This window comes from Geobacillus sp. FJAT-46040 (assembly GCF_002335725.1).
Classification (GTDB): Bacteria; Bacillota; Bacilli; order Bacillales; family Anoxybacillaceae; genus Geobacillus; species Geobacillus thermoleovorans.
The window spans coordinates 1384979-1406296 of the sequence record NZ_NISS01000001.1; the positions used below are offsets into that span (position 1 = coordinate 1384979).

General features: G+C 54.7%; 27 protein-coding genes and 2 pseudogenes. 6 read left to right on the top strand and 23 right to left on the bottom strand.

Annotation, left to right across the window (positions count from 1 at the left end; translation table 11 throughout):
* Positions 1–51 precede the first annotated feature (51 nt).
* Entirely contained in the window at positions 52–174 is a 123-nt protein-coding gene (locus tag CD000_RS19370; RefSeq protein WP_013145441.1) for a hypothetical protein, read from the top strand.
* Here CD000_RS19370 and CD000_RS07410 read toward each other — a convergent pair.
* From CD000_RS07410 to CD000_RS07425, 4 genes are all read right to left on the bottom strand, one after another.
* Positions 156–800 carry a hypothetical protein gene (locus CD000_RS07410; RefSeq protein WP_096225349.1) on the bottom strand — a complete coding sequence of 215 codons (645 nt, stop codon included), beginning with the start codon at positions 798–800 and terminating at the stop codon, positions 156–158. The two genes, CD000_RS19370 and CD000_RS07410, sit on opposite strands and share 19 nt — an antisense overlap.
* A 131-nt stretch (positions 801–931) precedes the next feature.
* Entirely contained in the window at positions 932–1150 is a 219-nt protein-coding gene (locus CD000_RS07415) for a YozE family protein (RefSeq protein ID WP_011231067.1), read from the bottom strand.
* A 346-nt stretch (positions 1151–1496) separates the two neighbouring features.
* Positions 1497–2498 carry a biotin synthase BioB gene (gene bioB, locus CD000_RS07420; RefSeq protein ID WP_023634524.1) on the bottom strand — a complete coding sequence of 334 codons (1002 nt, stop codon included), beginning with the start codon at positions 2496–2498 and terminating at the stop codon, positions 1497–1499.
* A gap of 157 nt (positions 2499–2655) precedes the next feature.
* Positions 2656–4095, bottom strand: coding sequence for an NAD(P)/FAD-dependent oxidoreductase (locus tag CD000_RS07425; RefSeq protein WP_096225350.1), 1440 nt, complete (start codon positions 4093–4095; stop codon positions 2656–2658).
* Between the two features lie 179 nt (positions 4096–4274).
* On the opposite strand from CD000_RS07425, the gene CD000_RS07430 reads away from it, so the two are divergent.
* On the top strand, positions 4275–4868 hold the full coding sequence (locus tag CD000_RS07430) for a DUF502 domain-containing protein (RefSeq protein WP_096225351.1): 594 nt from the start codon (positions 4275–4277) through the stop codon (positions 4866–4868).
* A 42-nt stretch (positions 4869–4910) separates the two neighbouring features.
* Here the strand turns inward: CD000_RS07430 and CD000_RS07435 are convergent, their stop codons facing one another.
* Positions 4911–5849 (bottom strand): magnesium transporter CorA family protein, encoded by a 939-nt coding sequence (locus tag CD000_RS07435; protein WP_014195699.1) that lies wholly within the window; start codon positions 5847–5849, stop codon positions 4911–4913.
* A 313-nt stretch (positions 5850–6162) separates the two neighbouring features.
* A complete protein-coding gene (locus CD000_RS18755; protein ID WP_011231062.1) occupies positions 6163–6309 on the bottom strand; it encodes a hypothetical protein in 147 nt (48 codons plus the stop codon).
* 182 nt (positions 6310–6491) lie between these two features.
* On the opposite strand from CD000_RS18755, the gene CD000_RS07440 reads away from it, so the two are divergent.
* Positions 6492–6782: a HesB/YadR/YfhF family protein gene (locus CD000_RS07440; RefSeq protein WP_011231061.1), complete on the top strand. Its 291-nt coding sequence runs from the start codon at positions 6492–6494 to the stop codon at positions 6780–6782.
* 23 nt (positions 6783–6805) lie between these two features.
* On the opposite strand, the gene CD000_RS07445 is transcribed toward CD000_RS07440, so the two are convergent.
* The 17 genes and pseudogenes from CD000_RS07445 to CD000_RS07520 form a co-directional block, all read right to left on the bottom strand.
* The gene (locus tag CD000_RS07445; protein WP_096226254.1) at positions 6806–7225 is read right to left on the bottom strand and encodes a PaaI family thioesterase; all 420 of its coding nucleotides are present in this window, start codon (positions 7223–7225) and stop codon (positions 6806–6808) included.
* Positions 7225–7539 carry a hypothetical protein gene (locus CD000_RS07450; protein ID WP_011231059.1) on the bottom strand — a complete coding sequence of 105 codons (315 nt, stop codon included), beginning with the start codon at positions 7537–7539 and terminating at the stop codon, positions 7225–7227. Before CD000_RS07450 ends, CD000_RS07445 begins: the two co-directional genes overlap by 1 nt.
* Positions 7540–7553: 14 nt before the next feature.
* Positions 7554–7970, bottom strand: coding sequence for an acyl-CoA thioesterase (locus CD000_RS07455; protein ID WP_011231058.1), 417 nt, complete (start codon positions 7968–7970; stop codon positions 7554–7556).
* 116 nt (positions 7971–8086) lie between these two features.
* On the bottom strand, positions 8087–8314 hold the full coding sequence (gene tlp, locus CD000_RS07460) for a small acid-soluble spore protein Tlp (protein ID WP_014195696.1): 228 nt from the start codon (positions 8312–8314) through the stop codon (positions 8087–8089).
* Between the two features lie 30 nt (positions 8315–8344).
* A complete protein-coding gene (locus CD000_RS07465) occupies positions 8345–8488 on the bottom strand; it encodes an acid-soluble spore protein N (protein ID WP_011231056.1) in 144 nt (47 codons plus the stop codon).
* Positions 8489–8543: 55 nt separating this feature from the next.
* Complete coding sequence (locus CD000_RS07470) at positions 8544–8675, bottom strand: FbpB family small basic protein (RefSeq protein ID WP_011231055.1); 132 nt, start codon at positions 8673–8675, stop codon at positions 8544–8546.
* Positions 8676–8796: 121 nt separating this feature from the next.
* A complete protein-coding gene (locus CD000_RS07475) occupies positions 8797–9318 on the bottom strand; it encodes a TlpA family protein disulfide reductase (RefSeq protein WP_033025271.1) in 522 nt (173 codons plus the stop codon).
* Between the two features lie 112 nt (positions 9319–9430).
* A complete protein-coding gene (locus CD000_RS18760) occupies positions 9431–9583 on the bottom strand; it encodes a hypothetical protein (RefSeq protein ID WP_011231053.1) in 153 nt (50 codons plus the stop codon).
* 249 nt (positions 9584–9832) lie between these two features.
* On the bottom strand, positions 9833–10681 hold the full coding sequence (locus tag CD000_RS07480) for a sulfurtransferase (RefSeq protein WP_096225352.1): 849 nt from the start codon (positions 10679–10681) through the stop codon (positions 9833–9835).
* An 89-nt stretch (positions 10682–10770) separates the two neighbouring features.
* Positions 10771–11037, bottom strand: coding sequence for a YpbS family protein (locus tag CD000_RS07485; RefSeq protein ID WP_096225353.1), 267 nt, complete (start codon positions 11035–11037; stop codon positions 10771–10773).
* Complete coding sequence (locus CD000_RS07490) at positions 11038–11223, bottom strand: hypothetical protein (RefSeq protein ID WP_096225354.1); 186 nt, start codon at positions 11221–11223, stop codon at positions 11038–11040.
* Complete coding sequence (locus tag CD000_RS07495; RefSeq protein ID WP_096225355.1) at positions 11223–14972, bottom strand: dynamin family protein; 3750 nt, start codon at positions 14970–14972, stop codon at positions 11223–11225. Before CD000_RS07495 ends, CD000_RS07490 begins: the two co-directional genes overlap by 1 nt.
* A 178-nt stretch (positions 14973–15150) precedes the next feature.
* A complete protein-coding gene (locus tag CD000_RS07500; RefSeq protein WP_025039382.1) occupies positions 15151–15774 on the bottom strand; it encodes an isoprenylcysteine carboxyl methyltransferase family protein in 624 nt (207 codons plus the stop codon).
* On the bottom strand, positions 15771–16838 hold the full coding sequence (locus tag CD000_RS07505; protein ID WP_096225356.1) for a type III polyketide synthase: 1068 nt from the start codon (positions 16836–16838) through the stop codon (positions 15771–15773). Before CD000_RS07505 ends, CD000_RS07500 begins: the two co-directional genes overlap by 4 nt.
* Before the next feature lie 240 nt (positions 16839–17078).
* Positions 17079–17912, bottom strand: coding sequence for a hypothetical protein (locus CD000_RS07510; protein ID WP_096225357.1), 834 nt, complete (start codon positions 17910–17912; stop codon positions 17079–17081).
* Between the two features lie 157 nt (positions 17913–18069).
* Positions 18070–18372, bottom strand: a pseudogene (locus tag CD000_RS07515) (solute carrier family 23 protein); the annotation flags it as partial.
* 80 nt (positions 18373–18452) lie between these two features.
* Positions 18453–18677: pseudogene (locus tag CD000_RS07520) on the bottom strand (type I phosphoribosyltransferase); the annotation flags it as partial.
* 294 nt (positions 18678–18971) lie between these two features.
* Between CD000_RS07520 and CD000_RS07525 the strand changes: the two are divergent.
* Genes CD000_RS07525 through CD000_RS07535 form a run of 3 tightly spaced genes read left to right on the top strand, consistent with a single transcriptional unit; the run spans position 18972 to position 21261 of the window.
* On the top strand, positions 18972–19118 hold the full coding sequence (locus CD000_RS07525; protein ID WP_011231044.1) for a cytochrome c oxidase subunit 2A: 147 nt from the start codon (positions 18972–18974) through the stop codon (positions 19116–19118).
* Positions 19119–19139: 21 nt separating this feature from the next.
* Positions 19140–19610 (top strand): cytochrome c oxidase subunit II, encoded by a 471-nt coding sequence (locus tag CD000_RS07530; protein ID WP_096225359.1) that lies wholly within the window; start codon positions 19140–19142, stop codon positions 19608–19610.
* A 1-nt stretch (position 19611) separates the two neighbouring features.
* Positions 19612–21261: a b(o/a)3-type cytochrome-c oxidase subunit 1 gene (locus tag CD000_RS07535; RefSeq protein WP_013145461.1), complete on the top strand. Its 1650-nt coding sequence runs from the start codon at positions 19612–19614 to the stop codon at positions 21259–21261.
* Positions 21262–21318: the final 57 nt, after the last annotated feature.

The window sequence follows — 21318 nt, forward strand, 5'->3', positions numbered from 1 at the left end:
TCTCGCCCATACATATGTACCAACAAAACAAAAAACACGGAGGCGGACAAAATGGACAAATTCACTGCGATCGATAAAATGATGGAAACAGTTGTCAATGGATTGGGTGCGATCGTCATTTTCGCCGGCATTCCTTATTTTCTTTTTATTCTTTATCAATTTCTATCTTGGTGATTGGCGATTGTCCGCAAACGTTTTACAACTGTTTCCATCATCCGTTGGTACTGTTCATCGCCGAACCATTCATATAACGCTTTATAATCGTTGTACATGTCAAGGAGCTCGTCGACCGACGGCCCTTTCTCTCCGCTGTCGGCCGGCGGCAATAAAAGCGACGCTTTCACCGGCGCGGCGATGACAATATCTTGCACGAGCGTGACGGACATCTCCTCTCCGTCGGCAAGCGGAATGATGTCTTCCAAATGGACTTCAATCTCCCAACCATCCGTCAGCCGTTTCAATTCGTAAATCGTCTCTTCCCATCCTTCCCCGTAGTAGCGGTAAATTTCTGTCCGCACCCCGACGATTTTGAACAAATGGCCGCCATAATCGCGGACGCGGACAATTTCGCCGAGAAAAAACGGCAACTCAATTTCAATCTCTTCCGCGATCCATAAATCACCCACAAACTCAGACAATAAAATGAGCGCTTGCTCGGCAAACAAGCTATGGCCATGGTTGATTTCGTATAAAAACACACCGTCAATCTGCTGAATATCGGTGATCGTTCCGACCGTTCCGTACAATGTATTGACGACGATGTCGCCGACGGAAAATTTCGGGCGTTTCGGCGCGCTCATTGGCATCTCCACCCTTTGGAACAAATAGTTAGTATAGTATATGCATGCAGAGAAGGGTGGACACCTGCAACCGCGCGGAAAAAAGCTATTTGAAAGCGCTCCCAATTTATGAAATGGGAACGCTCCCTTAGTTACGCTTCATGCAAAAATTGCTCCCATAGCTCATCAAACACAACCATACTTTCCAAATAGTCACCGTTAAGCTCCAAATAGCCGCTCAGTTCTTCATAGTCCGTCGACCCTTTTGGAAAGCTGTGGTCTTCATACGCTCCGTTCGCAAACCGGACGACCGGATCTTCCTGGTGTCCATGGCGGAAGCGCAGCAAGTAACGGTAGAATGACTTTGCCATGTCCCCCATCCTCTTCCTTTCCTTTTGTTGCTATTATAATGAGCTTTTGGCTGTTTGTGAAGCCTTTTTTCGCAGCTTGTATTCCCATCGTACGCGTCGGGTTGGCTTTTCATGCCAAAAAAGCGCGTCGAACGGCGCAATAGGGGTTCAATCCGCTTTTCTCGTCAGAGCATAGGCAGGCCAAGTCCACCGTCTTATCATGCGCTCCGCTTCTCGCCAAGGCTTGCGATGCGCCATCGTGGCGTCCCATCTGAAACCGCATGGCGCCTCCCATGCCTCCCGCTTCGCTAGGTCTTGTCCTCGGTGAGCGCACATACAAAAAGCCGCCATCTTCCGGCGGCATCGTTCATGATACGACTCCGGCTTGCGGAACCGGGGCAAATTCGATTTCAAACCCAAGATCCTCAAGCATTTGATAATCGGCTGACTTTTCTTGCCCGGCGGTCGTCAAATAGTCGCCGACAAAAATCGAGTTGGCGGCATACAGGCCAAGCGGCTGAAGTGAGCGCAAATTCACTTCTCGCCCGCCGGCGATGCGGATTTCTTTGGTTGGATTCATATAGCGAAAAAGGGCCAGCACCTTCAAACAGTAACGCGGGTTTAATTCGTTCGTGCCAGCCAGCGGCGTGCCGTCGATCGCATGCAAAAAGTTGACTGGAATGGAATCGGCGTCAAGCGCCCGCAAACTGCGCGCCATATCGACGACATCCCGCTTCGTTTCTTTCATGCCGATGATGACGCCGGAACAAGGCGAAAGACCAGCTTCTTTCACCGTTTCCACCGTCCGTACCCGATCGTCGTATGTATGGGACGTCGTAATGTTCGGATGGTGCTGCTTCGATGTGTTGATGTTATGATTGTAGCGATCCACCCCCGCCTCTTTCAGCCGCGCCGCCTGCTCCGGCTTTAAGATCCCAAGGCAGGCGCACACTTTCAGCCCGAACCGCTCTTTAATTTCCTTGACCGCGGACACAACGGTGTCGATCTCTTTATCGCTCGGCCCCCGGCCGCTGGCGACGATGCAGTACGTCCCAATGCGCAAACGGTGTGCTTCTTCCGCGCCGCGCAACAACGTCTCTTTGTCGACCATTTTATACGTTTTCACCGGCGCTGTCGATACGGCGGACTGCGAACAGTAGCCGCAGTTTTCCGGACAGAGGCCGGATTTGGCGTTGATGATCATGTTCAGCTTCACTTTGTTTCCATAATAGGCGGAGCGAATCCGGTACGCCCCTTGCAGCAAAAGGAGCAACTCCTCATCCGGACAATCCAATATCGCCAATGCTTCCTCATCGGTCAGCTCGTGGCCTCCCAACACTTGCTCGGCCAACACCAGCCAGTTTGCCATCTCTCCTCTCCCCTTTCCATATCATTACATTTATCGTAACGGACCAGCCGCATATTTGTCAACTATATTTTCATTTTAGTTTACTTTTTAATCCGTCCCCAGGCAGACAGCAAAAAAACAGGCCCCCGTTTGAAGGGGCCTGCCCTCGGTTCCTCACCTAATGCGTCAATTTCTCGACGATGTCGCGGGCGATCCAGACGCCGCAGGCGCTCGCCTGCGCAAGGCCGCGCGTAACGCCGGCGCCGTCGCCGCCGACATACAGCCCGGCGATTTCGGTTTCAAAGCGGTCGTTCAGTTTCGGACGCGCCGAATAAAACTTCGCTTCCACCCCGTAAAAGAGCGTATGCTCAGAGGCAAGCCCCGGAGTGACGTGGTTGAGCGCCTCCGTCATTTCGATCAAGCTTTTCATCGTGTTGTACGGCAAAACGAGGCCTAAATCGCCCGGCACCGCTTCTTTTAGCGTCGGTTCGATGAACCCTTCTTTGATCCGCTTTTCCGTCGATCGCCGTCCTTTTAAAATGTCGCCGTATTTTTGCACGATGATGCCGCCGTTGGACAAGGCGTTCGCCAGCCGAGAAATTTCATGGGCGTATTCGTTCGGCTTGTCAAACGGATCGGAAAACTTATGTGAAACAAGAAGGGCAAAGTTCGTGTTGTTGCTGCCGAGCTTTGGATCTTTGTACGCATGGCCGTTGGCGAGCATGATGCCGGAATGGTTTTCGACGACGACATGTCCGGACGGGTTGCTGCAAAACGTGCGCACTTGCGTCCCAACCGACGTGTTGAAAATGAATTTCCCTTCATACAGATGTTCGTTAATTTCTTGCATGACGATGTTCGATGTTTCCACGCGCACTCCGATGTCAACCTGATTGTTGATCATCCGCAAACGGCGCTTGCGCAAGATTTTGCTCAGCCAAACCGAGCCATCGCGCCCCGGAGCGATGACGACTTTTTCCGCTGTCAACGTTTCTCCGTTTTTCAGCACAACGCCTTTCACTCGAGGGCCGCTCTCCGTCCGCTCGGTCACGATATCATCCACTTCCGTTGTAAAGCGCATCGCAATCCGCTCGCGCAAATATTCAAAAATGCTTTTCAAAATTTCCAAATTTTGCTCTGTACCCAAATGGCGGACGTACGCGCGCAATAGCTTCAGCCCGGCCGCATAGGCGCGCCGCTCGATCTCTTTCACTTTATCCGTCATCGGGTCGGTGATCGATGTCGTCGCTCCGTGCTTCAAGTTGATCTCATCGACATAGCGGATGAGCTCAAGTACGGTCGAAGCCGGCAAATAGTCGGTCATCCAGCCGCCGAATTCGCTCGTGATATTGAATTTGCCGTCCGAATACGCCCCCGCTCCGCCGAATCCATTCGTGATCGAACAGGACGGCACGCAGCCGGCATAGTCTTTTTTGCCGGCCGGCGGCGGACACTTTTCAATTTTTCTTTGCAAAATCGGACAATTGCGTTTATAGATATCGTGCCCTTTATCGATTAAGAGCACGTTCGCTCCAGGGAGTTTGAGCGTCAGTTCGTAGCAAGTGAAAATGCCGGCCGGCCCGGCGCCGACCACGATCACATCGTAATGATTGTTCATGATCCATCCCCCATTTCCCATGTTCCATTCGAAAGTATACGGAACATTTGGCAGTTCGTCAAGGAAAAACACGAACTTTCTTACCGAATACAACAGAAAATGTTCGATATAATAGAGAGTTGTATAAAACCAAAAAAATTGGTATGGTGGTAGAGAATGAATAGCGGGGAGGGAAAGGGATGCGTTTTTTTGTGAAACATTTTCTAAACGGCATGCTGACGATCGTGCCAATTTTACTCGCCGTCTATGTGTGCTACAAAGTGCTCACCGTTTTGGATGGGCTGCTTGGCCAATACGTCCGTCCGTATTTGGATGGCCGCTACATTCCCGGCCTAGGCCTATTGGCGACTGTCGCGCTGATTACCGTCTGCGGTTGGCTATCGACGCAATACGTAAGCGGTCGCCTCATTCGACTGATCGACCGGTTGCTTGAAAGCATTCCCTTGATGAAAACGGTTTATTCCGTCGCCAAAGATACAATCGCTTCCTTCGTCGGGGAAAAACGATCGTTTTCGCAAGTTGTGCTCGTTACAATGCCAGAAAGCGGCTGGAAATGCCTCGGCTTCATGACAATGGATGATGTCGGCGCTTGGCACGATCCTCTCGCCGACTACGTCGCCGTCTATATCCCGCAGGCGTTTCAAGTCGCCGGGCTCACCCTGCTCGTCCCGAAAAAGCAAGTGGAAGTCGTCGACATCTCGCCGGAAGAGGCGATGAAATTCATCCTCTCCGGCGGTGTGGCCGTCCGAAAGCAAAAGCGGCTGCCCCAATGACAGGGCAGCCGTTCGCATGGCCATCCAAAACGCGCCTGGCCGTCAAAAGTATCGCTTTTTCCAAAAGATGTACGCCGTCGCCGCTGACAGTGAACCGGCGAGCGCCATCGCGATCAAAAAGGCGTACGGAGAGTGTTGGTACGGAATCGGTACATTCATGCCGTAGAAACTCGCCACCATCGTCGGCAGCGAAATGACGATCGTAATGGCCGTCAAAAACTTCATCACAATGTTTAAGTTGTTTGAGATGACCGAAGCGAACGCGTCCATCATGCCGCTTAAAATGCTGCTGTATACTTCGGCCATTTCAATCGCCTGCTTGTTTTCAATAATGACGTCCTGCAGCAAATCCTGGTCATCTTCGTACATGCGCAAATAATTGAGGCGCATGAGCCGCTCCATGACGATGTTGTTCGCCTTCAGCGACGTCATAAAATACACTAAGCTTTTTTCCATGCTGAGAAGCGAAAACAGCTCCTTGTTTTTCATCGATTGGTGCAATTCTTTTTCGATTTCGCTCGTCCGCCGATTGATTTGCTTCAAATAGCGCAAATAATACGTTGAAATCATGTACAGCATTTGCAACGCAAACCGCGTCTTCATAAACGTGTAAAAGTTTTTGATTTTGTTTTTGGAGAATTCTTCGAAAATCGGATTCTCCTGCAAACAAACCGTAATAAAACACGTGTTCGTAATGATCATGCCGATCGGAATCGTCTCGTAAATCGGGCCGTCCACTTCATCATGGGCGACAATCGGAATGTCGACGATAATGAGCACATGGTTGTCTTCCTTTTCGACGCGCGACCGCTCCTCGTCATCCAACGCGTCTTTGATCGAATCGATCGGAATGTCTAAATGGTGGGCGATGTAGCGAATTTCGTCTTCCGTCGGGGCAACGAGATTGATCCAGCAGCCATTTTCAATATGATCGATTTCGCGCATTTTGCCGTTGGCATCGGACAAATACATTTTCATCATCTGGCATCCTTCCTCCTTTTCACGCGAGGAAGGCGGCGCCTCTTCCTTTCCGTCCGGAGCCCGTTTTCGTATGATGAGCAGCCGACAAGAAAAGGAACAGGCCGCGTTCCCCGCTATATTCCGGTTCCGGTTCGTTCGGGCTTGAACTACTCATATACGAAAACGCCACTCCTTTCGAAAAAGATGTCCCTCAAGTAATGATAGCGCGGACCGGCCCGTTTGTATAGTAGGTGCCATAAAAAAAGCAGCCTACTGGCTACTTTATTCACAAAACAGCGCGATGTTCAACCATCGCCCGCTCGATTCGGCTTTTTTATTCGCTCGATGGCGTCGTGTTGAAAAAATCAGGCGCTTGTTTGTCAATTTGCCGACGGTTGGAACGGCGCGGGCGTTGCTCTTTCTTTTCGCCCATCACCCCATCCGATTCATAGCTTGGCGCAAACGGCCGCTTCTTGCTCACCGTCTTCACCCCCCCTCGCTTTTACTGTTCGCCGTCGGCCGGCATTTTACTCGAGCCAGTCAGGGCTAGTTTAATCCATTTTCCGGAAATTTTTTCGCCCTCAAATTGTCAGCCAATGTTCACACAATCGTTTTACCGGCGCCGTCCATTCACTTATAATAAACAAGTGAGGAGGGGAAGCCATGAACATCATGATTACAAAAAAAGCGTTTGATTGGTACAAGCGGGAGCTCGGGCTGAAGCCGGGCGATGCGATCCGCTTTTTTGCCCGCTACGGCGGGTGCAGCACCGTGCAAAAAGGGTTTTCGCTTGGCATGGCCAAAGACGAACTGGTCGACAAGCCGGCGGCGCAGACGACGGTTGATGGCATCACCTTTTTTATTGAAGAGAGCGACCAATGGTATTTCGATGGACGTGATTTGACTGTGGATTTGGACGAAAAAAGCAATGAGCCGGTTTTTCTCGTCCATTGAATGTCCCGCGGCGATTGAAAAAGCTAGCCTTGGCGCTCGCTTTTTCGAATAATGGCGATCGTGCAGCGGGAGATGCAGACGAGCTCCCCTTGTTCGTCCGTAATGCGCACATCCCACACCATCGTCGTCCGACCGCGGTGCAACACCGTCCCTGTCGCCGTCACCGTCCCGCGGCGAACGGCGCGGACGTGATTGGCGTTGATTTCCAATCCAACGACGTTTTCCGTGTTGGGGTCCACAAGCGCGTACGCGCCGATGCTGGCGACCGTCTCCGCTAAGGCGACTGAGGCGCCGCCATGCAGCAGCCCAGCCGGCTGGCGCGTGCGCCAGTCGACCGGCATCGTCGCGACGACGCGGCCTTCGCCAACCTCAACAATTTCGATGCCGAGCGTATCGATCAACGTATGTTTCGACATTTCCTTCACAACGGCCAAATCGATCATCATTCCTTCTTCCCCCGTTTCGTGAATCGTTCCAGTTCAAACAGCCGTCCTTCCTGCTGCAAAATGCGCGTTTGCGTCTCACCGAGCAAATCGAAATGCGGAAACTCACCGCGCCGATCGATCCACTCTTCCTTCAGCCCGTACTGCCGCCCCCAAGCGGCGAGTTTTTCGACATCGGCGCAGCCGACTTTCGTCACTGTCGTGCAATGCGGAAACCGTTCGTCGTACCAATAGTGGGTCAAAAAGGCGATTTCACCGCGCTTCACTTTCTCTTTCCATGCCGCGAGCTCATGTCGGCGGATGCCAAACGCCATCGCACCGCTCCCCTTTACCGCTTCGCCCGCTCATATGCTTCATGCCAGTCAGGAAAATATTTGCGGATCACGATCGGCCGAAACGTATCGCGCTTGACGCAAACATGCTGCGACTTTCCGGTCACCGCCACCTCGCCGTCCGGGGCGAGAATCTCGTAGCCGTATGTCACGCGGATGCCGTCATAGGCGTCAATCCATGTGCGGACAGTCGCCGTTTCCCCGTAGTGAAGCGGCTTTTTGTACGACACTTGCAAATCGACAACAGGCGAAATGATGCCTTCTTTCTCCATGTCAGCATAATGAAAGCCAAGCTGTTTGATCAATTCCGTGCGCCCGACTTCCATCCAAACTAAATAGTTCGCGTGGTAGACGACGCCCATTTGGTCTGTTTCCGCATAACGCACTTCAATTTGTTTTTCTGCCACTTTCACGTTCGTTCTCCCTCCATTTTTTACCGGGCCTTCTCTTCTATGTTACCATTCGCCCGTCGGCTCGCTCAAGCGGTAGACAAAAAAACGAAGCCGCCCCCGCATGAGGGCTGCTTCGTTTACTGGCAGCCGTGTTCCCGTGCAGCTGCTTCGTCTCGGATTTCCGCGCGCATCGCAGCGATCGCTTCTTCGCGGCGGCGGTTTTTCGCACGGATCTTCTCCTGCTCCTCCGGCGACGCAAACTGCATCGTTTCTTCGGCTTTTTCTATGTTCTCAATGGTGTTTTGCACCATTTCTTGCAGCTTTTCCACATTGTCGCTGCGGTCATCCGGTTTCGGACGCGGCATGAATGCTTCCTCCTTTGCGCGAGTTTCCGGCTATTCGCCCTTCGTTTGGATGACTTGGGCGTGCTGGCCGGACTGGTCTTGCATTTGTTTGCCCTTGTTTCCTCCTGCGGCGCGAGGCTGTGTGCCGATATGGTTCGGCACGAAATGTTTGCGGCTTCCTTTCGGATTGCTCATTGTCTTCGCCTCCTCGCCATCTAGTCTGTCCGCCCGGAGAACCGCTATGCATGGGTCATTCTGCTTTTTTGAGCATCCGCTCTTCCAGCTTTTTCTCGATTTTTTCGAGCGCTTCCCGATCGTTCAACAATTGCCGTTTGTTCTCGCTGATCAGTTCTTGGAGAGTCATTTTGCGGGATCGTCTCATCGCTTCAACCTCCCCTCACTTTTATTGTAATCTTATTCATGCCCAAAAAAGATAAAAATTATGACAACTTTTTGAAAAATAACGAACCACGAAGAAAGCGCCTTTCGCTGCAGCCATCTGCTCAACGAAAAAGCGCTGTTTCCTGCTCGAGCCGCTTCGCCGTCACCGGGCCGACAATTTTTCGCCGAATGACGCCGTTTGGATCGATAATATACGTCGTTGGAATCGTTTGGATTCGATATTGACGAAGCGCTTCGCCGCGCACATCGAGGCCGACTGGAAACACGAGCCTGTTCGCTTTCGCAAACCGCTCAGCGTTGTCCAACGTATCTTGCGTCGTCAAATGAACGGCAAGGAGCGCAACTTCGCGGCCATGCCGCTCGTAAAACTTGGCAAGCTCCGGCATTTCCTTTTTGCATGGCGGGCACCACGACGTCCAAAAGTTGAGGACGACCGCTTTGCCGCGCAGCGCCGACAACTTAACCGACTGGCCCCCAAGCGCCGGCAAGGTCAAGTCGGGAGCCGTCTGACCCACTTCCGGACCGGCTCCGTTTGCTTCATTCGGTTTGTCAGCCGCCATCACATTCCAAAGGCCATAGCCGGCGACAGCCAAGAACAAAAGAACGACTAGCCATTTCCGCACGTTGTCCCCTCCCTACCGGCGCCTCCCGCCGCTCTGTCCACGATTATAGCACATACGTTTGCCATTTGCCAACCATCGTGCTTAAAACGAAAAAACGAGGGGCGCGCCCTCATCATGATCGGATGTTTTTATGATCGTTTTTCATTTTCTCCGCTTCGACTTCTGCGTACGAAGCGAATTCGCTCCTCCATTCGTTAAAGCCGTTTTTCTTCTTCGCGTTGTTGTTTCGTTGGGCATTGGCATTGCCAAGTTTTGTCCGGCCCATGCGTCTCCTCCTCTGCTTCCGTCGGTTCACCTATAGTATCCGCCGGCGGCCAAAAAACTATGCATACAGCGGCTTCAACCGGCGGCCGAAACAATGGAAGAAAAGCGAAACAAACACTAGGTGAAAATCGTTGAAAATCAACAACGCTTCGACCTCATGCGGACCGAAAAAAGAAAACGAAAAGAAAACAACGGTTCCATCCAACAACACCGAGGCGTCGAATGATGTTTCAGCCCGAATCGGAGAAAACTAAGCATCGGATGACGGGTCACCCGTTTCAATCGGGTGGTCCGGATAGGAAATCCAGTCGCTGAAACTGCCGACGTACAGCCGAACGTTGTGATAACCAGCTTCGTGGAGCGCCAACACGTTCGGGCAGGCGGTGACGCCGGAACCACAGTAAACGATCAACGGCTGCCCACGGTCAAAATCGGCAAACCGAGCCGCCTGCTCGACAGCGCTTTTCCAGTAGCCTCCTTCCGTCACCCCGTCTTTCCAAAATCGGTGCACCGCCCCGGGAATGCGGCCGGCCCGTCGGTCGATCGGCTCCTCCAACCCGGCATACCGCTTCCACTCGCGGGAATCAATGAGCATCGCTGCACGGTCGCGAACGGCGGCTCGTACATCCTCGACCGTTGCGAGCCATGATCGGTCCGGACGCGGCTGAAACCGCCGCGGCGGCACAGCTGAAATGGCGCGCGTCACCGGATTTCCTTTTCGTTTCCATTCGCTGTAGTTGCCATCCAACACGTATGCGCGCGCATGGCCGAAATACCGGAGCAGCCACCAACAGCGCGCGGCCATGGCCCCGTTTTGGTCATCGTAGGCGATGACCGTCGTCGTGTCGTCAATGCCGGCCCGGCTAAACACATCCGCCGCTTGGGCGGCTGATGGAAGCGGATGGCGGCCTCCGTGCTCTCCGACCGGGCCCGACAAGTCGCGCTCTAAGTCCATATACACCGCTCCGGGAATATGGTCTTCCCGGTAAAGAGACGCCCCTTTAGCCGGATCGCCAAGCCAAAACCGGCAATCAACAATGCGGATGGTTTCATCGGACAAATGCGCCAACAGCCATTCGTGGGAAACGAGAGACGCCATTGTTTCTCCCCCCTCTTTCGTTTTCATCAGCCCGGCCTGCTTACAGGCCGGCAGCCGGGCAGCCAATGCCAACGCTTTGGCTGTGTGCGTTACTTCTCTTCAAGCCGGCGCACGTAGTCGCGCACCATCTCTGGCGTTACATAGCGGCGCGCCGGCACGAGGCCGCCGGCGGCCAGCTCGTTCATTTGTTTCGTCACTTCATTGATCGCCTCGACCGTAAACGGCTCACCGCGGCGGCACCGCTCGACCGCTTCGTCGATGAGCCGCTCGCGCTCGGCTTCGAGCATAGCAAATTGCTTCAAGATGGTATGCTGTTTTTGCACATGGGCAGTGATCGCGTGATGCACTTCGCTCAATTAGTCCTCGTCCTTTCCTGCTTCTTTTTCCATCAAACGCCGGACGTTCGGTTTCGGCGTCCAACAGTTGAACCGATAGTTCGGTTTCGTCGCATAGCCGAGCCGGCGGCAATACGTGTACAGACCGTCGGCTCGCTTTTCTATACGGTAGTCGATGCATGTAGCGCAAGCGTGAAACCGGTTCATCAACGCGCCTCCCCGACGCGGCCCGAAAGAAGGCCGCGAAGCGCCGCTTCGATGCGGGCGAGCGCCTCATGATCCGCCGCTTCGGCGAGCGCGGCAAGCAAGCCCTCCATATAGCTGTCGACTTGTTCCGCGAGAGCGGCCGAAAGTGCGGCGACGGCAGCCTTGTATTGTTCTGCGTACGTCGCCACAAGCCGCTCTTTTTGCTCAGCCAAATAGGCGTCGATCGGCTCGACAAGCGCCGCCTCAATTTCCTCTTTCATCCGCCGCTTTTCGTCGCGCTCAAAAAACGATTTGGCGTTTTTATACAGCGAAAGCGCCTTGGTAAACCGCACCCGGTCTACATCCCCAAGGGCGTTGGCAAACTCCGGCGCCGAAAAGGCAAACGGCTCAGGCGGCGTGAGCGCGAGCGCATCATCGAAACGACGAAGCTCATGGAATAGGCGCGAGAACTGCTCGGCCAGCTGCTTGTGCAAAAACGACTCAACACGCAAGCTCGTCGCCCGCAACTCTTGGGCCAAATCAAAGCCAACCGATGCGAGCAACTCGTCGAGGCAACGCTCAAGCGCCCGACGCGCCGGGCCTTGGTCGTCGCGGAGCACCGCCGGGTTGAACGCCTCCTTAAACACATCGTTGAGGCGGAAAAAGACGCGCTGCTTGACGTAATAGAGCAATTCGTCGACTTCCTGGCGAAGCGCCTGCCGGCCGTAGGCATCATCAATGCCAGCAAGCACGGCGTGCATCTTCGTTTTCACCGCCTCAAGCGCCTGCCGTTTCTCCGCTTTTTCCGCTTCGCTTTGCCCAGCGGCGCGCGCGAATTCCTCTGCCGCCCGCCGCGCCCGCTCAAGCTCGGCATATGCGCTCTCGACGGCGACTTCCGCCAGTTCTTCCGTTAAGAAGCGGAAGAAGTCGGTTTCAAAGGCAGACAAGCCGGAGTCCGCCAAGACGCCGCGCGGACCGGGCTCGGCCCCCGTTTTTTCCGCCAGCGCCAAGCGGCTTGAGAGCGCATAAAGGCGCGGGAAGCGGATGCCGAAGCGGGCGAGCTCTCCGTTCATATAGGAAATGACGGCCTCAAGCTCCTCTTTCGACTGGGCCAAATCAGCCGCATTGATGACGAAAAACATTTTATCAAGCGCAAACGTGTCTTTCACGCGCCCAAGCTGAAGCAAAAACTCGCGGTCTGCTTTCGAGAACGCATGGTTGTAATACGTCACAAACAACAACGCATCAGCATGCTTCATGTAATGAAACGCCACTCCCGTATGGCGGGCGTTAAGTGAATCCACCCCCGGGGTATCGACAAGCGTCACCCCTTGGCAGGTGAGCGGACAGTCGGCGTACAACACGACCTCATCTAAGAAACATGACACCGCTTCGTCAGCGACATACGTCTCGAGTTCTTCCCAACCGATGGAGACGATCTCCCCGAATCGACCGTTCATCCGCTCATAGCCGGCCGCGGCAGCTGCCAAAAAAGCCACATGCGGCTTTTGCGCCGGATGTTCGGCTCCCGATTCGGCCAGGCGGGCGCAAAGGCGGAGCGCTTCATCCCATGTATCCGCCTCATGGCCGCACTGCCGAAGCGACGATTGCACATCCGCCCAAATTTGCAGTTCGCTTTTTACCTTGACCACCGCCGTGCCGTGCGGGTGCTTGTGATCGGGCGGGGCGATTTTGCTGATGGCGGCGGTTGTCGGGTTGGGCGACGATGGCAGAAGCGGGGCGCCGAGCAAGGCGTTCGCCAGCGACGATTTGCCGGCGCTGAAGGCGCCAAACAAGGCGACGGTAAACGATCGCTCGCGAAGCCGACGCGCCTTGTCGCGCAATGGTCCAGCGAAGCGGCCAAGCAGTTCGGACCGTTCAAGCCAAGCCGCCGCCTCCTCAAGCCGCTCGGCCGCCTCTTCGCTCCGCTGTTTTCTGCCGCTTGAAAGCATCCGAGCTTCGTCCGCTCTTTCGCTCACTCCGAGGCCGGCCGCTTCCTGACCGAGCGCTTGCTCTTTGACGGAAAGATGGCTTGTTTCCGCTGGCTTGGATGCTGCTTGCGGTTTTGCCGTCTCGGCATGACGCGCTTTCCGGAAGACCGGCGGCGCCGTCAACGCGGCGAGACGGTTTTCATCAAGCGATGCAGACTCGCATGGAGCAGCGATCAGCTGCTCGAACGCACGCCGGCGCTCGTCCCGCTCGGCTCTGAGGCGGGCGAGGCGGGCGGCGAGCTCCACTTTTTCGCGCGCCGCCGAAAGCTGTCCGTTCAATGTTTCTGTTTGGGCGGCCGCCCGTTTGGCGATTTGTTCCTTCAGTTCGGCAAACAAGGCGAGCGCCGAGTCACGGTAGCGTTTTTTCAGCGCCGCCGCCACCTCATCCGTATAATTTAATAGCGCGGCGCCGCTTGATTCCGCCCCTTGTTTAACGAGGCCGGCAAGCATCGTCTCATCCCACTCCGCCGTCCATTGCTGGCACTCGCTGAACCAATCGTCATCAGCATGCCATTCTTTCCCAAACTGAACAAGGAGCTGGCGGACGTGCCATTCGATCTGCGCCGCCGCTTGCGCTTTGACGCTTTCATAAAACGCCTCAAGCCGCCGCTTGCGCTCTTGCTCCGTTTTTGTCTTCGCGAACAACAAGCCCACTTTGAAATTCGGCTGCATCGCCTGCAAGTACGCCTCAGCCCGCTCCCTCGTCTCAAACGGCATCACGTACGCGTTTTGCAGCACGCGCTCAAGCTCCGAACGGAACGCCTCCTCCGCCCGCGACGGCGCTGTTTGCCAATTGGCAAGCTCCGCCTCAAGGCGATCGAGCTCCGCGATGGCCGCCGCCTCGTCATCGGCGCCGCCAAGCGCCTCGAGGCGCGTCTCAATCGTTTGCTCAAGCGGCTCGTGCCGCGCGCGGAGATGCTCAAGATGGCCGTCCGCGATCCGTTTTAACGCCGACTCGGCGCCGCGGACGAGCCATTCCTCCTTGTCGGCAAACAACCGGCGCAAACAAGCGACAAGCTCATGCCATTCGTTGTGCGGATGTGACGGGTCTTTCAGCGACAAGAAAAACAAACGGGCCGCCTCAACTCCCCAACGCCGGAACGCCTCGGCGGCCGAGGCGCGAAATTCAGCGAACGGCAGCTCGTCGTCGCGATGTTTATCGATTTGGTTGATGATCAAATAAACGGTCTTTCCTTCATCTGTTAATTGTTTTGTAAATTGGAAGTTTAATTCCGCCTGCACATGGTTATAATCCATGACGTAAAAGACGACATCCGCCAAATGAAGCGCTGACTCCGTCGCCAGCCGGTGGGCGTCATCGGTCGAATCGATGCCCGGCGTATCGAGGATCGCGACCCCCGGCGGGATGGCGTCCGTCGTTCGGCTGATTTCAATCCATTCGATCGTCTCCCCGTCCCGGCATTGGGCGCGAATCAAGTCCGGGTCGTACGGCGGTTCATACTCGACCGGCTCATCGCGGTGGAAAAAGATGCGCACATAGTCCGGACCGGCTTTCACTTTGACGAGATTGGCGCTCGTCGGAATCGGGCTGGACGGCAGCATCGGCTCGCCGAGCAACGCGTTGATCAAACTCGATTTGCCGGCGGAAAAATGACCGCAAAACGCGACAATGAGCTCACCGGATGCCGCTTTTTCGATGAGCTGCTTCACTTTGTCCGCATGCTCCTGGTCATCCGCGGACTGAAGCTGATCGTGCATGTCGATCATTTTCGAAAGCCACAGCCGCAATGACGGCCGCTCAATCGCAATATGCCCCATGACCAAAACCCCTTTGTCTCCCTCAATGTCATTTACATTCATTTTACTGCATTTCGCCCCGTTTCCCAATAGAAAAAAAGAAAAATCCTGCCGTAACCCGACAGGATGACATAGAGAAAGAGGCAACGCCCTGCCGCCGCCCGCAGGCGAACGGCGAACAGATGCCATTATAGACGGCTCAAGGGCTGTTTTTTATTTGTCCGCTGCTTTCAGCTTGCCGCATCTTGCGGATGGCAGCCTCCCCCCTTAACCGGGGCAAAAAACGCGGCCGCTCCCGAAACGCCTCCCGGTAGTCGGTGAGCGCCGCCAGCGCTCTTTCCTCAACCGCGATGCGAATCGACAGCAAAAATGCGTTCAAAAGCGAAAAGACAAGCGCGGTGATCGGCGCTTGAAACAAAAGCGGCAACAGCGCAATCTCTAAGGCGACAACCACATAGTTCGGGTGGCGAAGCCATCGGTACGGCCCTTTTTTCACTACTTGGCCGTTTGGTACGATCAAAATTTTCGTATTCCAAAAACGGCCGAGCGACCCAATTGTCCATACGCGCAGCCCTTGCACGACAAGAAAAAGCGGAAACAAAAGCGGCCAGCGGCGCGACGGGCGCGCGCCTTTTCGAAGCGCCTCAACAGCCAACGACAAAAAGAAACCGACATGCATCAATACGATCAACGGGTAATGGCGAGCGCCGAACTCCCGCGCCCCGAGCGCTTTCACATACTGTTCGTTCCGTTTTGCAAGCCGAAGCTCAATGACGCGCATGCCGGCAACCGCCAAAAACACGAACCAAAACCGCACGATCATCCCCCCCATTGAAGCAGCACCATTTCCGCACTAAAGCCCGGGCCGAGAGCGATAAGCAGGCCGTGCCCGGACGAAAGCGGCTGCCGCATCATCTGTTCGAGCACAAAATACACGGTGGCCGACGACATGTTGCCGTAGCGGGCGAGCACGTCTCTAGCGGCTTTTGTCTGTTCCGGACCGAATCCGAACGCCTCCTCGTACGCTTCAATGACTTTCCTCCCGCCCGGGTGGGCGATGAAATAATGAATATCCCCAAGCCCTAACCCATGTTCCTGCAAAAACGACTCGACTTGCGGGCGCAGCCAAGAGCGAACGATCGCCGGAATGTCTTTTGAAAAGATGACAAACAAACCTTCGTCGCGAACATCCCAGCCCATCACGTCTTCCGAGCCGGGCATGAGCACCGAGCGGGCGGCGATGACACGCGGCGCGCCAGCTGTCGGCGCCGCTCCGTCGCCAGCCACAAGCAAGCACGCCACGCCGTCGGAAAAAAGCGACGTACCGATCACATTGCTTTTGGACCAATCATTGAGTTGAAACGTCAAACTGCAAAACTCAACGGCGATCACAAGCGCCTTGGCATTCGGAAACGCCCGGCAATAGTCGGCTGCCCGGGCGAGCCCAGCCGCCCCTCCCGCACAACCGAGCCCCCAAATCGGCACTCTTACGGCATGAGGGGAGAACGGCAATACGTTCATCAGCCGCACCTCGATGCTCGGCGTCGACAGCCCTGTCGTTGAGATGTAAAACAGCGCATCGATCTCCTCATGCAAAACAGGGCCGGACGAAGCCTTGCGCAAACAGTCATTGACCGCCTCTCGGCTGTAGCGGACGGCACGGTCGATGTACACCCCATTTTTTTCACCGAAACCGCGCGGCGCGCTGTACCAGGCAAGCGGTTGGACAAACGTGCGCGTATGAATGCCGCTGTTGTCAAACGCCTGCAGCAGCCGCTCCGCACGCGCCATTCGACCGGCGAACAGCCCGGCGACATGCTGCTTCACCTCGTCTTGGGCGGCCGTATACGGCATCCTTGCTGTGCCGACAGATAAAAGAACCGGCATACAAACACCTCGGTCTGTTCCTCTTTATTCTATTAGGATGCGCAACAAGCCAAACTATATGCAATGGAAAATATGTTTGTACACCCGTTTTTTCAGGAACAGCGAATGGATTTCTAGTTTTCGCAGCCAAAAAAAGTTATGAAAAGTTGCTGCAATCAAAAAACAGGCGCGGACAAAACCGGCCTGTTTTGGAAGGAACATGATCATCAGCGAGGATGTACAATAGGAGAGGTTCGTTATTTATCTCGCTTTTAGCGCGCGGATTTCACTTTCATGCTCGAGCAAGTGCAAAGCGAGGGATTGAAGTACGAGCTCTTGCCGCGCTTGTCCGGCAATGACTTCATTGACTTTTTGTTGCATTTCTGTGAGGGTTTGTTTCATCGCCGAAATTTCATGGAGCGTTTCTAACGTTTCCACGACAGCTTGCCGAATAAACGGCAATTCGGCAACGTCCTCTTTCGTCGCCATCGTTTGTTCCATGCGCCCAATCCGGCTGTCGAGCGCCGCAATGTCGTCTCTGTTAGCCGCCACGGTCTCTTCGAGTTGCCCGATGCGCTCATCCAGCGCTGCGACATCCTCTTTCGTTGCCATCGTCCGCTCGATAGTCCCGATGCGCCCATCCAGCGCTGCGACATCCTCTTTCGTTGCCATCGTCCGCTCGATGGTCCCGATGCGCCCATCCAGCGTTGCGACATCCTCTTTCGTTGCCATCGTCCGTTCGATGGTCCCGATGCGCTCATCCAGCGTTGCGACATCCTCTTTCGTTGCCATCGTCCGTTCGATGGTCCCGATGCGCTCATCCAGCGCTGCGACGTCTTCTCTCGTCGCTGCCACGGTCTGCTCAAGCCGCCCGATGCGATCATTCATCCGGACAACGTCTTCTCTCGTCGCTGCCACGGTCTCTTCGAGTTGCCCGACGCGTCCATTTAACCGCGCAACATCCTCTTTCGTCGCGCTCACCGTTTGTTCAAGCCGATCGATGCGATCATTCACCCGCACAACATCCTGTTTGGTCGCCATCTGATTCCGTATTTGCCGCAGCTCATCGAAAAGGCGCTCCACCCATTCATCCATTGTTTCACCCCCTTTCCTATTCGCTTTCCATTATACCATCATCCCTCCACCAGTTTCTATCATTTTCTCTGCCAATCGACACGCCAATAAAAAAGCCACCCCCATTTCCCGAGCAGTGGCCGGAAAACGAAGATGGCTATAAAAGCGATCAACACCATTATGAAATTTTTTGTTCCTGCAGCGGCAGTGCAGCCGATTTTCTTGCCTTACCGAAATGGAAGACGGCGTTTAAGATGATGGCGGTCATGCTGCCGGCGACGATGCCGCTATCGGTTAAAATGCGCAAGCCGGTCGGCAGCTCGGCAAACAAGTTCGGCACCGCCGTCACCCCAAGCCCCACGCCGACCGAGCAGGCGATGATCAGCAAGTTCTCTTGCACAGTTAGGTCAACTTGGCCTAACATTTTCACACCGTAGGCAATGACCATGCCGAACATCGCGAGCATCGCCCCGCCGACGATGAGCGGAACGACGATCGCCCCGGCGTACATGGCCAATACATGTTGGATGCCGAGCGATCCGACTTGCCACCATTTCATCTTCATCGACTCATCACCTCGTCAGCAAATTGAATGGCGCCGCCATCAAGCGATGCGATGCGGGCGAGCGACACAACGCGGAAGCCGCGCGAACGAAGCAGCCGGCCGCCGTCTTGAAACGCTTTTTCAATGACAATGCCGATGCCGACCATATCAGCCCCCGCTTGCTCGATGATCTCCACTATTCCGAGCGCCGCTTGGCCGTTGGCTAAAAAATCATCAATGATCGATAGGCTTAATCTCTTTGCTGCATCGCATTGCCTGTTCAATCGCCGGCGCTTTACATGCCAGCAAAAAGAACATTGGCGGGCTCTGCTGCCGCGAGAGAAAATGACGTCTTCATCATTTTTTCACAAACGTCACCATTTGTTCACACTTCCAGCATCGTTTTTGTGAGAAAAGTCACTGTCGCCCCAGTTTTGTACAGTTATGATAGTGTCAAAGCAGGGAAATTGGCCGTTTGGCGCACCTGCCGAATTGCTGTTATGGGGGATGAATCCAACAAAGAGGAGGGATACGGCATGGCAAAACTGATCACAGCGGCCCGGCAAACGAAAAAGGAAAAAGAGCCGGCGCTCAAAGGCACGCTGGCCTCTGTGTTTCTGCTCGGCTTTTTCATCATTTTTTCTTGGGTCAGCGTCTACTTTTTATTTTTGCACCGCCTGTAAGCGGCAAAGGAGGGAATCGGTATGCACATCCATAAGTATGAAAAAATTTGGCTTGCGTTTGGCATCGGCTGTTTGATCGTTTTTTTGACGGTCGTCGGCGTAAGTGCATTCGCCGCCGGACAGCAGCCACCGAGCCGCCTGACGACGATCGATCCAGAAAAAGTCGATTCGACCCCGCCGTTTGATCATCCGGGGCTCGTCAAAAAAGGAGACAAGGAATACGAGTTGAACATCGTCGTCGCCGCGTTTTCTTTTACACCGAATGCGATCGAAATTCCAAAAGGAGCGAAAGTGACGATCAACGTCACTTCGAAAGACGTCATCCACGGATTTGAAATCCCGGGAACGAACGTGAACATGATGGTCACACCCGGTTATGTGAACAGCTTAACAACCACGTTTGACAAACCGGGCGAATATACGATTCTTTGCAACGAGTATTGCGGCGCCGGCCACCATATGATGACGGCGCGCATAAAGGTGGTGGAGTAACATGGCACAACCGTTGGAAAAAGTCGATCGCCGCGATGCGAAACTGGCGCTTGCCCATTTGTTCGTCGCCTTTACCGCCCTCGCGCTCGGGGGGTTCGCCGGCCTATTGCAAACATTAGTCCGTTCCGGCAAGTTTGAGCTCCCGGCTGGGATCAGCTATTACACGATTTTGACGACGCATGGCGTCTTGCTTGGACTCGTGCTGACGACGTTTTTCATTATCGGCTTTCAGTTCGCCGCGGTCAGCCGTACAACCGGGGCGCTCTCAGACGGTTCGCGCCGGACCGGTTGGATCGGTTTTTGGCTGATGACAATCGGAACAGCCATGAGTGCGTTTTTCATCTTAACCGGCAAGGCATCTGTCTTATATACGTTTTACGCGCCGCTGCAAGCGCACGCCGGCTTTTACATCGGCTTGGCGCTTGTCGTCGTCGGCAGCTGGGTGAGCGGCTTTGCGATGTTCGCTCATTATGCCCGCTGGCGGAAAACGCACCGCGGTCAAGTGAGCCCGCTGCTGGCGTTCATGTCAGTGACGAATATGGTGCTATGGCTCGTCTGTTCGCTTGGCGTCGCCGCCACCGTCGTCTTCCAGCTCATTCCGTGGTCGCTTGGGCTCACGGATCGGGTGAACGTGCTCTTGAGCCGGACGCTGTTTTGGTATTTTGGGCATCCGCTCGTCTACTTCTGGCTATTGCCGGCGTATATGGTTTGGTACGCCGTCATTCCGAAAGTGATCGGCGGCAAAATGTTCTCCGATTCACTCGCACGGCTGGCGTTTATCTTGTTTTTGCTGTTTTCGATTCCGGTCGGCTTCCATCACCAATTGCTTGAGCCGGGAATTTCGCCGTTTTGGAAATACGTGCAAGTCGTCTTGACGTTCATGGTCATCATTCCGTCGCTCATGACCGCGTTCGCCATGTTTGCGACGTTTGAATCGTACGGCCGCTCGCAGGGAGCGACCGGCTTGTTCGGCTGGCTGCGGAAACTCCCGTGGAGCGACGCCCGCTTTTTCGCCCCGTTTGTCGGAATGCTGTTTTTTATTCCGGCCGGCACCGGCGGGATTATTAACGCCTCGCACCAACTCAACCAAGTCGTCCATAATACGATTTGGGTGACCGGCCACTTCCATTTAACGGTGGCAACGACTGTCGTCCTAACATTTTTTGGTGCGTCATACTGGCTCATTCCGCATTTGACCGGCCGGGTGATGACGAAGGCGATGAACCGCCTCGCCATCATTCAAACGATCGTTTGGGCCGTTGGGATGACGTTCATGTCCGGCTCGATGCATTTTGCCGGTCTGCTCGGCGCACCGCGACGCTCGGCGTTCTCAACGTACGGCAATTCGCCGCAAGCGCTTGAATGGATTCCGTACCAAATCGCGCAAGCGGTCGGCGGCACCATCTTGTTCATCGGCATTATTTTGATTCTCGTCATCGTGATCAACTTGGCCTTTTTCGCCCCGAAAGGCGAAACGGAGTTTCCGGTCGCCGAGGCAGCTGCTCCGTATGAACGGGCTGCGCTGGCGCTTGAAAACTGGAAGCTTTGGATCGGCCTCGTCGTTGCGCTCATTTTGATCGCCTATACGGTGCCGATCATCGACATCATTCAAAACGCTCCGCCGGGGTCGAAAGGATACAAATTATGGTGAAACAAGAAGGTGTCCCCAAGCGATCGGGACACCTTCCTCTTTATGTGCATAAAACCG

Coding starts and splice junctions, on each gene's coding strand:
- CD000_RS19370 (WP_013145441.1), top strand. CDS start 52: ATGGACAAATTCACTGCGATCGATAAAATGATGGAAACAGTTGTCAAT.
- CD000_RS07410 (WP_096225349.1), bottom strand. CDS start 800: ATGAGCGCGCCGAAACGCCCGAAATTTTCCGTCGGCGACATCGTCGTC.
- CD000_RS07415 (WP_011231067.1), bottom strand. CDS start 1,150: ATGGCAAAGTCATTCTACCGTTACTTGCTGCGCTTCCGCCATGGACAC.
- bioB (WP_023634524.1), bottom strand. CDS start 2,498: ATGGCAAACTGGCTGGTGTTGGCCGAGCAAGTGTTGGGAGGCCACGAG.
- CD000_RS07425 (WP_096225350.1), bottom strand. CDS start 4,095: ATGAACAATCATTACGATGTGATCGTGGTCGGCGCCGGGCCGGCCGGC.
- CD000_RS07430 (WP_096225351.1), top strand. CDS start 4,275: ATGCGTTTTTTTGTGAAACATTTTCTAAACGGCATGCTGACGATCGTG.
- CD000_RS07435 (WP_014195699.1), bottom strand. CDS start 5,849: ATGATGAAAATGTATTTGTCCGATGCCAACGGCAAAATGCGCGAAATC.
- CD000_RS07440 (WP_011231061.1), top strand. CDS start 6,492: ATGAACATCATGATTACAAAAAAAGCGTTTGATTGGTACAAGCGGGAG.
- CD000_RS07445 (WP_096226254.1), bottom strand. CDS start 7,225: ATGATCGATTTGGCCGTTGTGAAGGAAATGTCGAAACATACGTTGATC.
- CD000_RS07450 (WP_011231059.1), bottom strand. CDS start 7,539: ATGGCGTTTGGCATCCGCCGACATGAGCTCGCGGCATGGAAAGAGAAA.
- tlp (WP_014195696.1), bottom strand. CDS start 8,314: ATGCCGCGTCCGAAACCGGATGACCGCAGCGACAATGTGGAAAAGCTG.
- CD000_RS07465 (WP_011231056.1), bottom strand. CDS start 8,488: ATGAGCAATCCGAAAGGAAGCCGCAAACATTTCGTGCCGAACCATATC.
- CD000_RS07470 (WP_011231055.1), bottom strand. CDS start 8,675: ATGAGACGATCCCGCAAAATGACTCTCCAAGAACTGATCAGCGAGAAC.
- CD000_RS18760 (WP_011231053.1), bottom strand. CDS start 9,583: ATGGGCCGGACAAAACTTGGCAATGCCAATGCCCAACGAAACAACAAC.
- CD000_RS07480 (WP_096225352.1), bottom strand. CDS start 10,681: ATGGCGTCTCTCGTTTCCCACGAATGGCTGTTGGCGCATTTGTCCGAT.
- CD000_RS07490 (WP_096225354.1), bottom strand. CDS start 11,223: ATGAACCGGTTTCACGCTTGCGCTACATGCATCGACTACCGTATAGAA.
- CD000_RS07495 (WP_096225355.1), bottom strand. CDS start 14,972: ATGGGGCATATTGCGATTGAGCGGCCGTCATTGCGGCTGTGGCTTTCG.
- CD000_RS07500 (WP_025039382.1), bottom strand. CDS start 15,774: ATGATCGTGCGGTTTTGGTTCGTGTTTTTGGCGGTTGCCGGCATGCGC.
- CD000_RS07505 (WP_096225356.1), bottom strand. CDS start 16,838: ATGCCGGTTCTTTTATCTGTCGGCACAGCAAGGATGCCGTATACGGCC.
- CD000_RS07510 (WP_096225357.1), bottom strand. CDS start 17,912: ATGGATGAATGGGTGGAGCGCCTTTTCGATGAGCTGCGGCAAATACGG.
- CD000_RS07525 (WP_011231044.1), top strand. CDS start 18,972: ATGGCAAAACTGATCACAGCGGCCCGGCAAACGAAAAAGGAAAAAGAG.
- CD000_RS07530 (WP_096225359.1), top strand. CDS start 19,140: ATGCACATCCATAAGTATGAAAAAATTTGGCTTGCGTTTGGCATCGGC.
- CD000_RS07535 (WP_013145461.1), top strand. CDS start 19,612: ATGGCACAACCGTTGGAAAAAGTCGATCGCCGCGATGCGAAACTGGCG.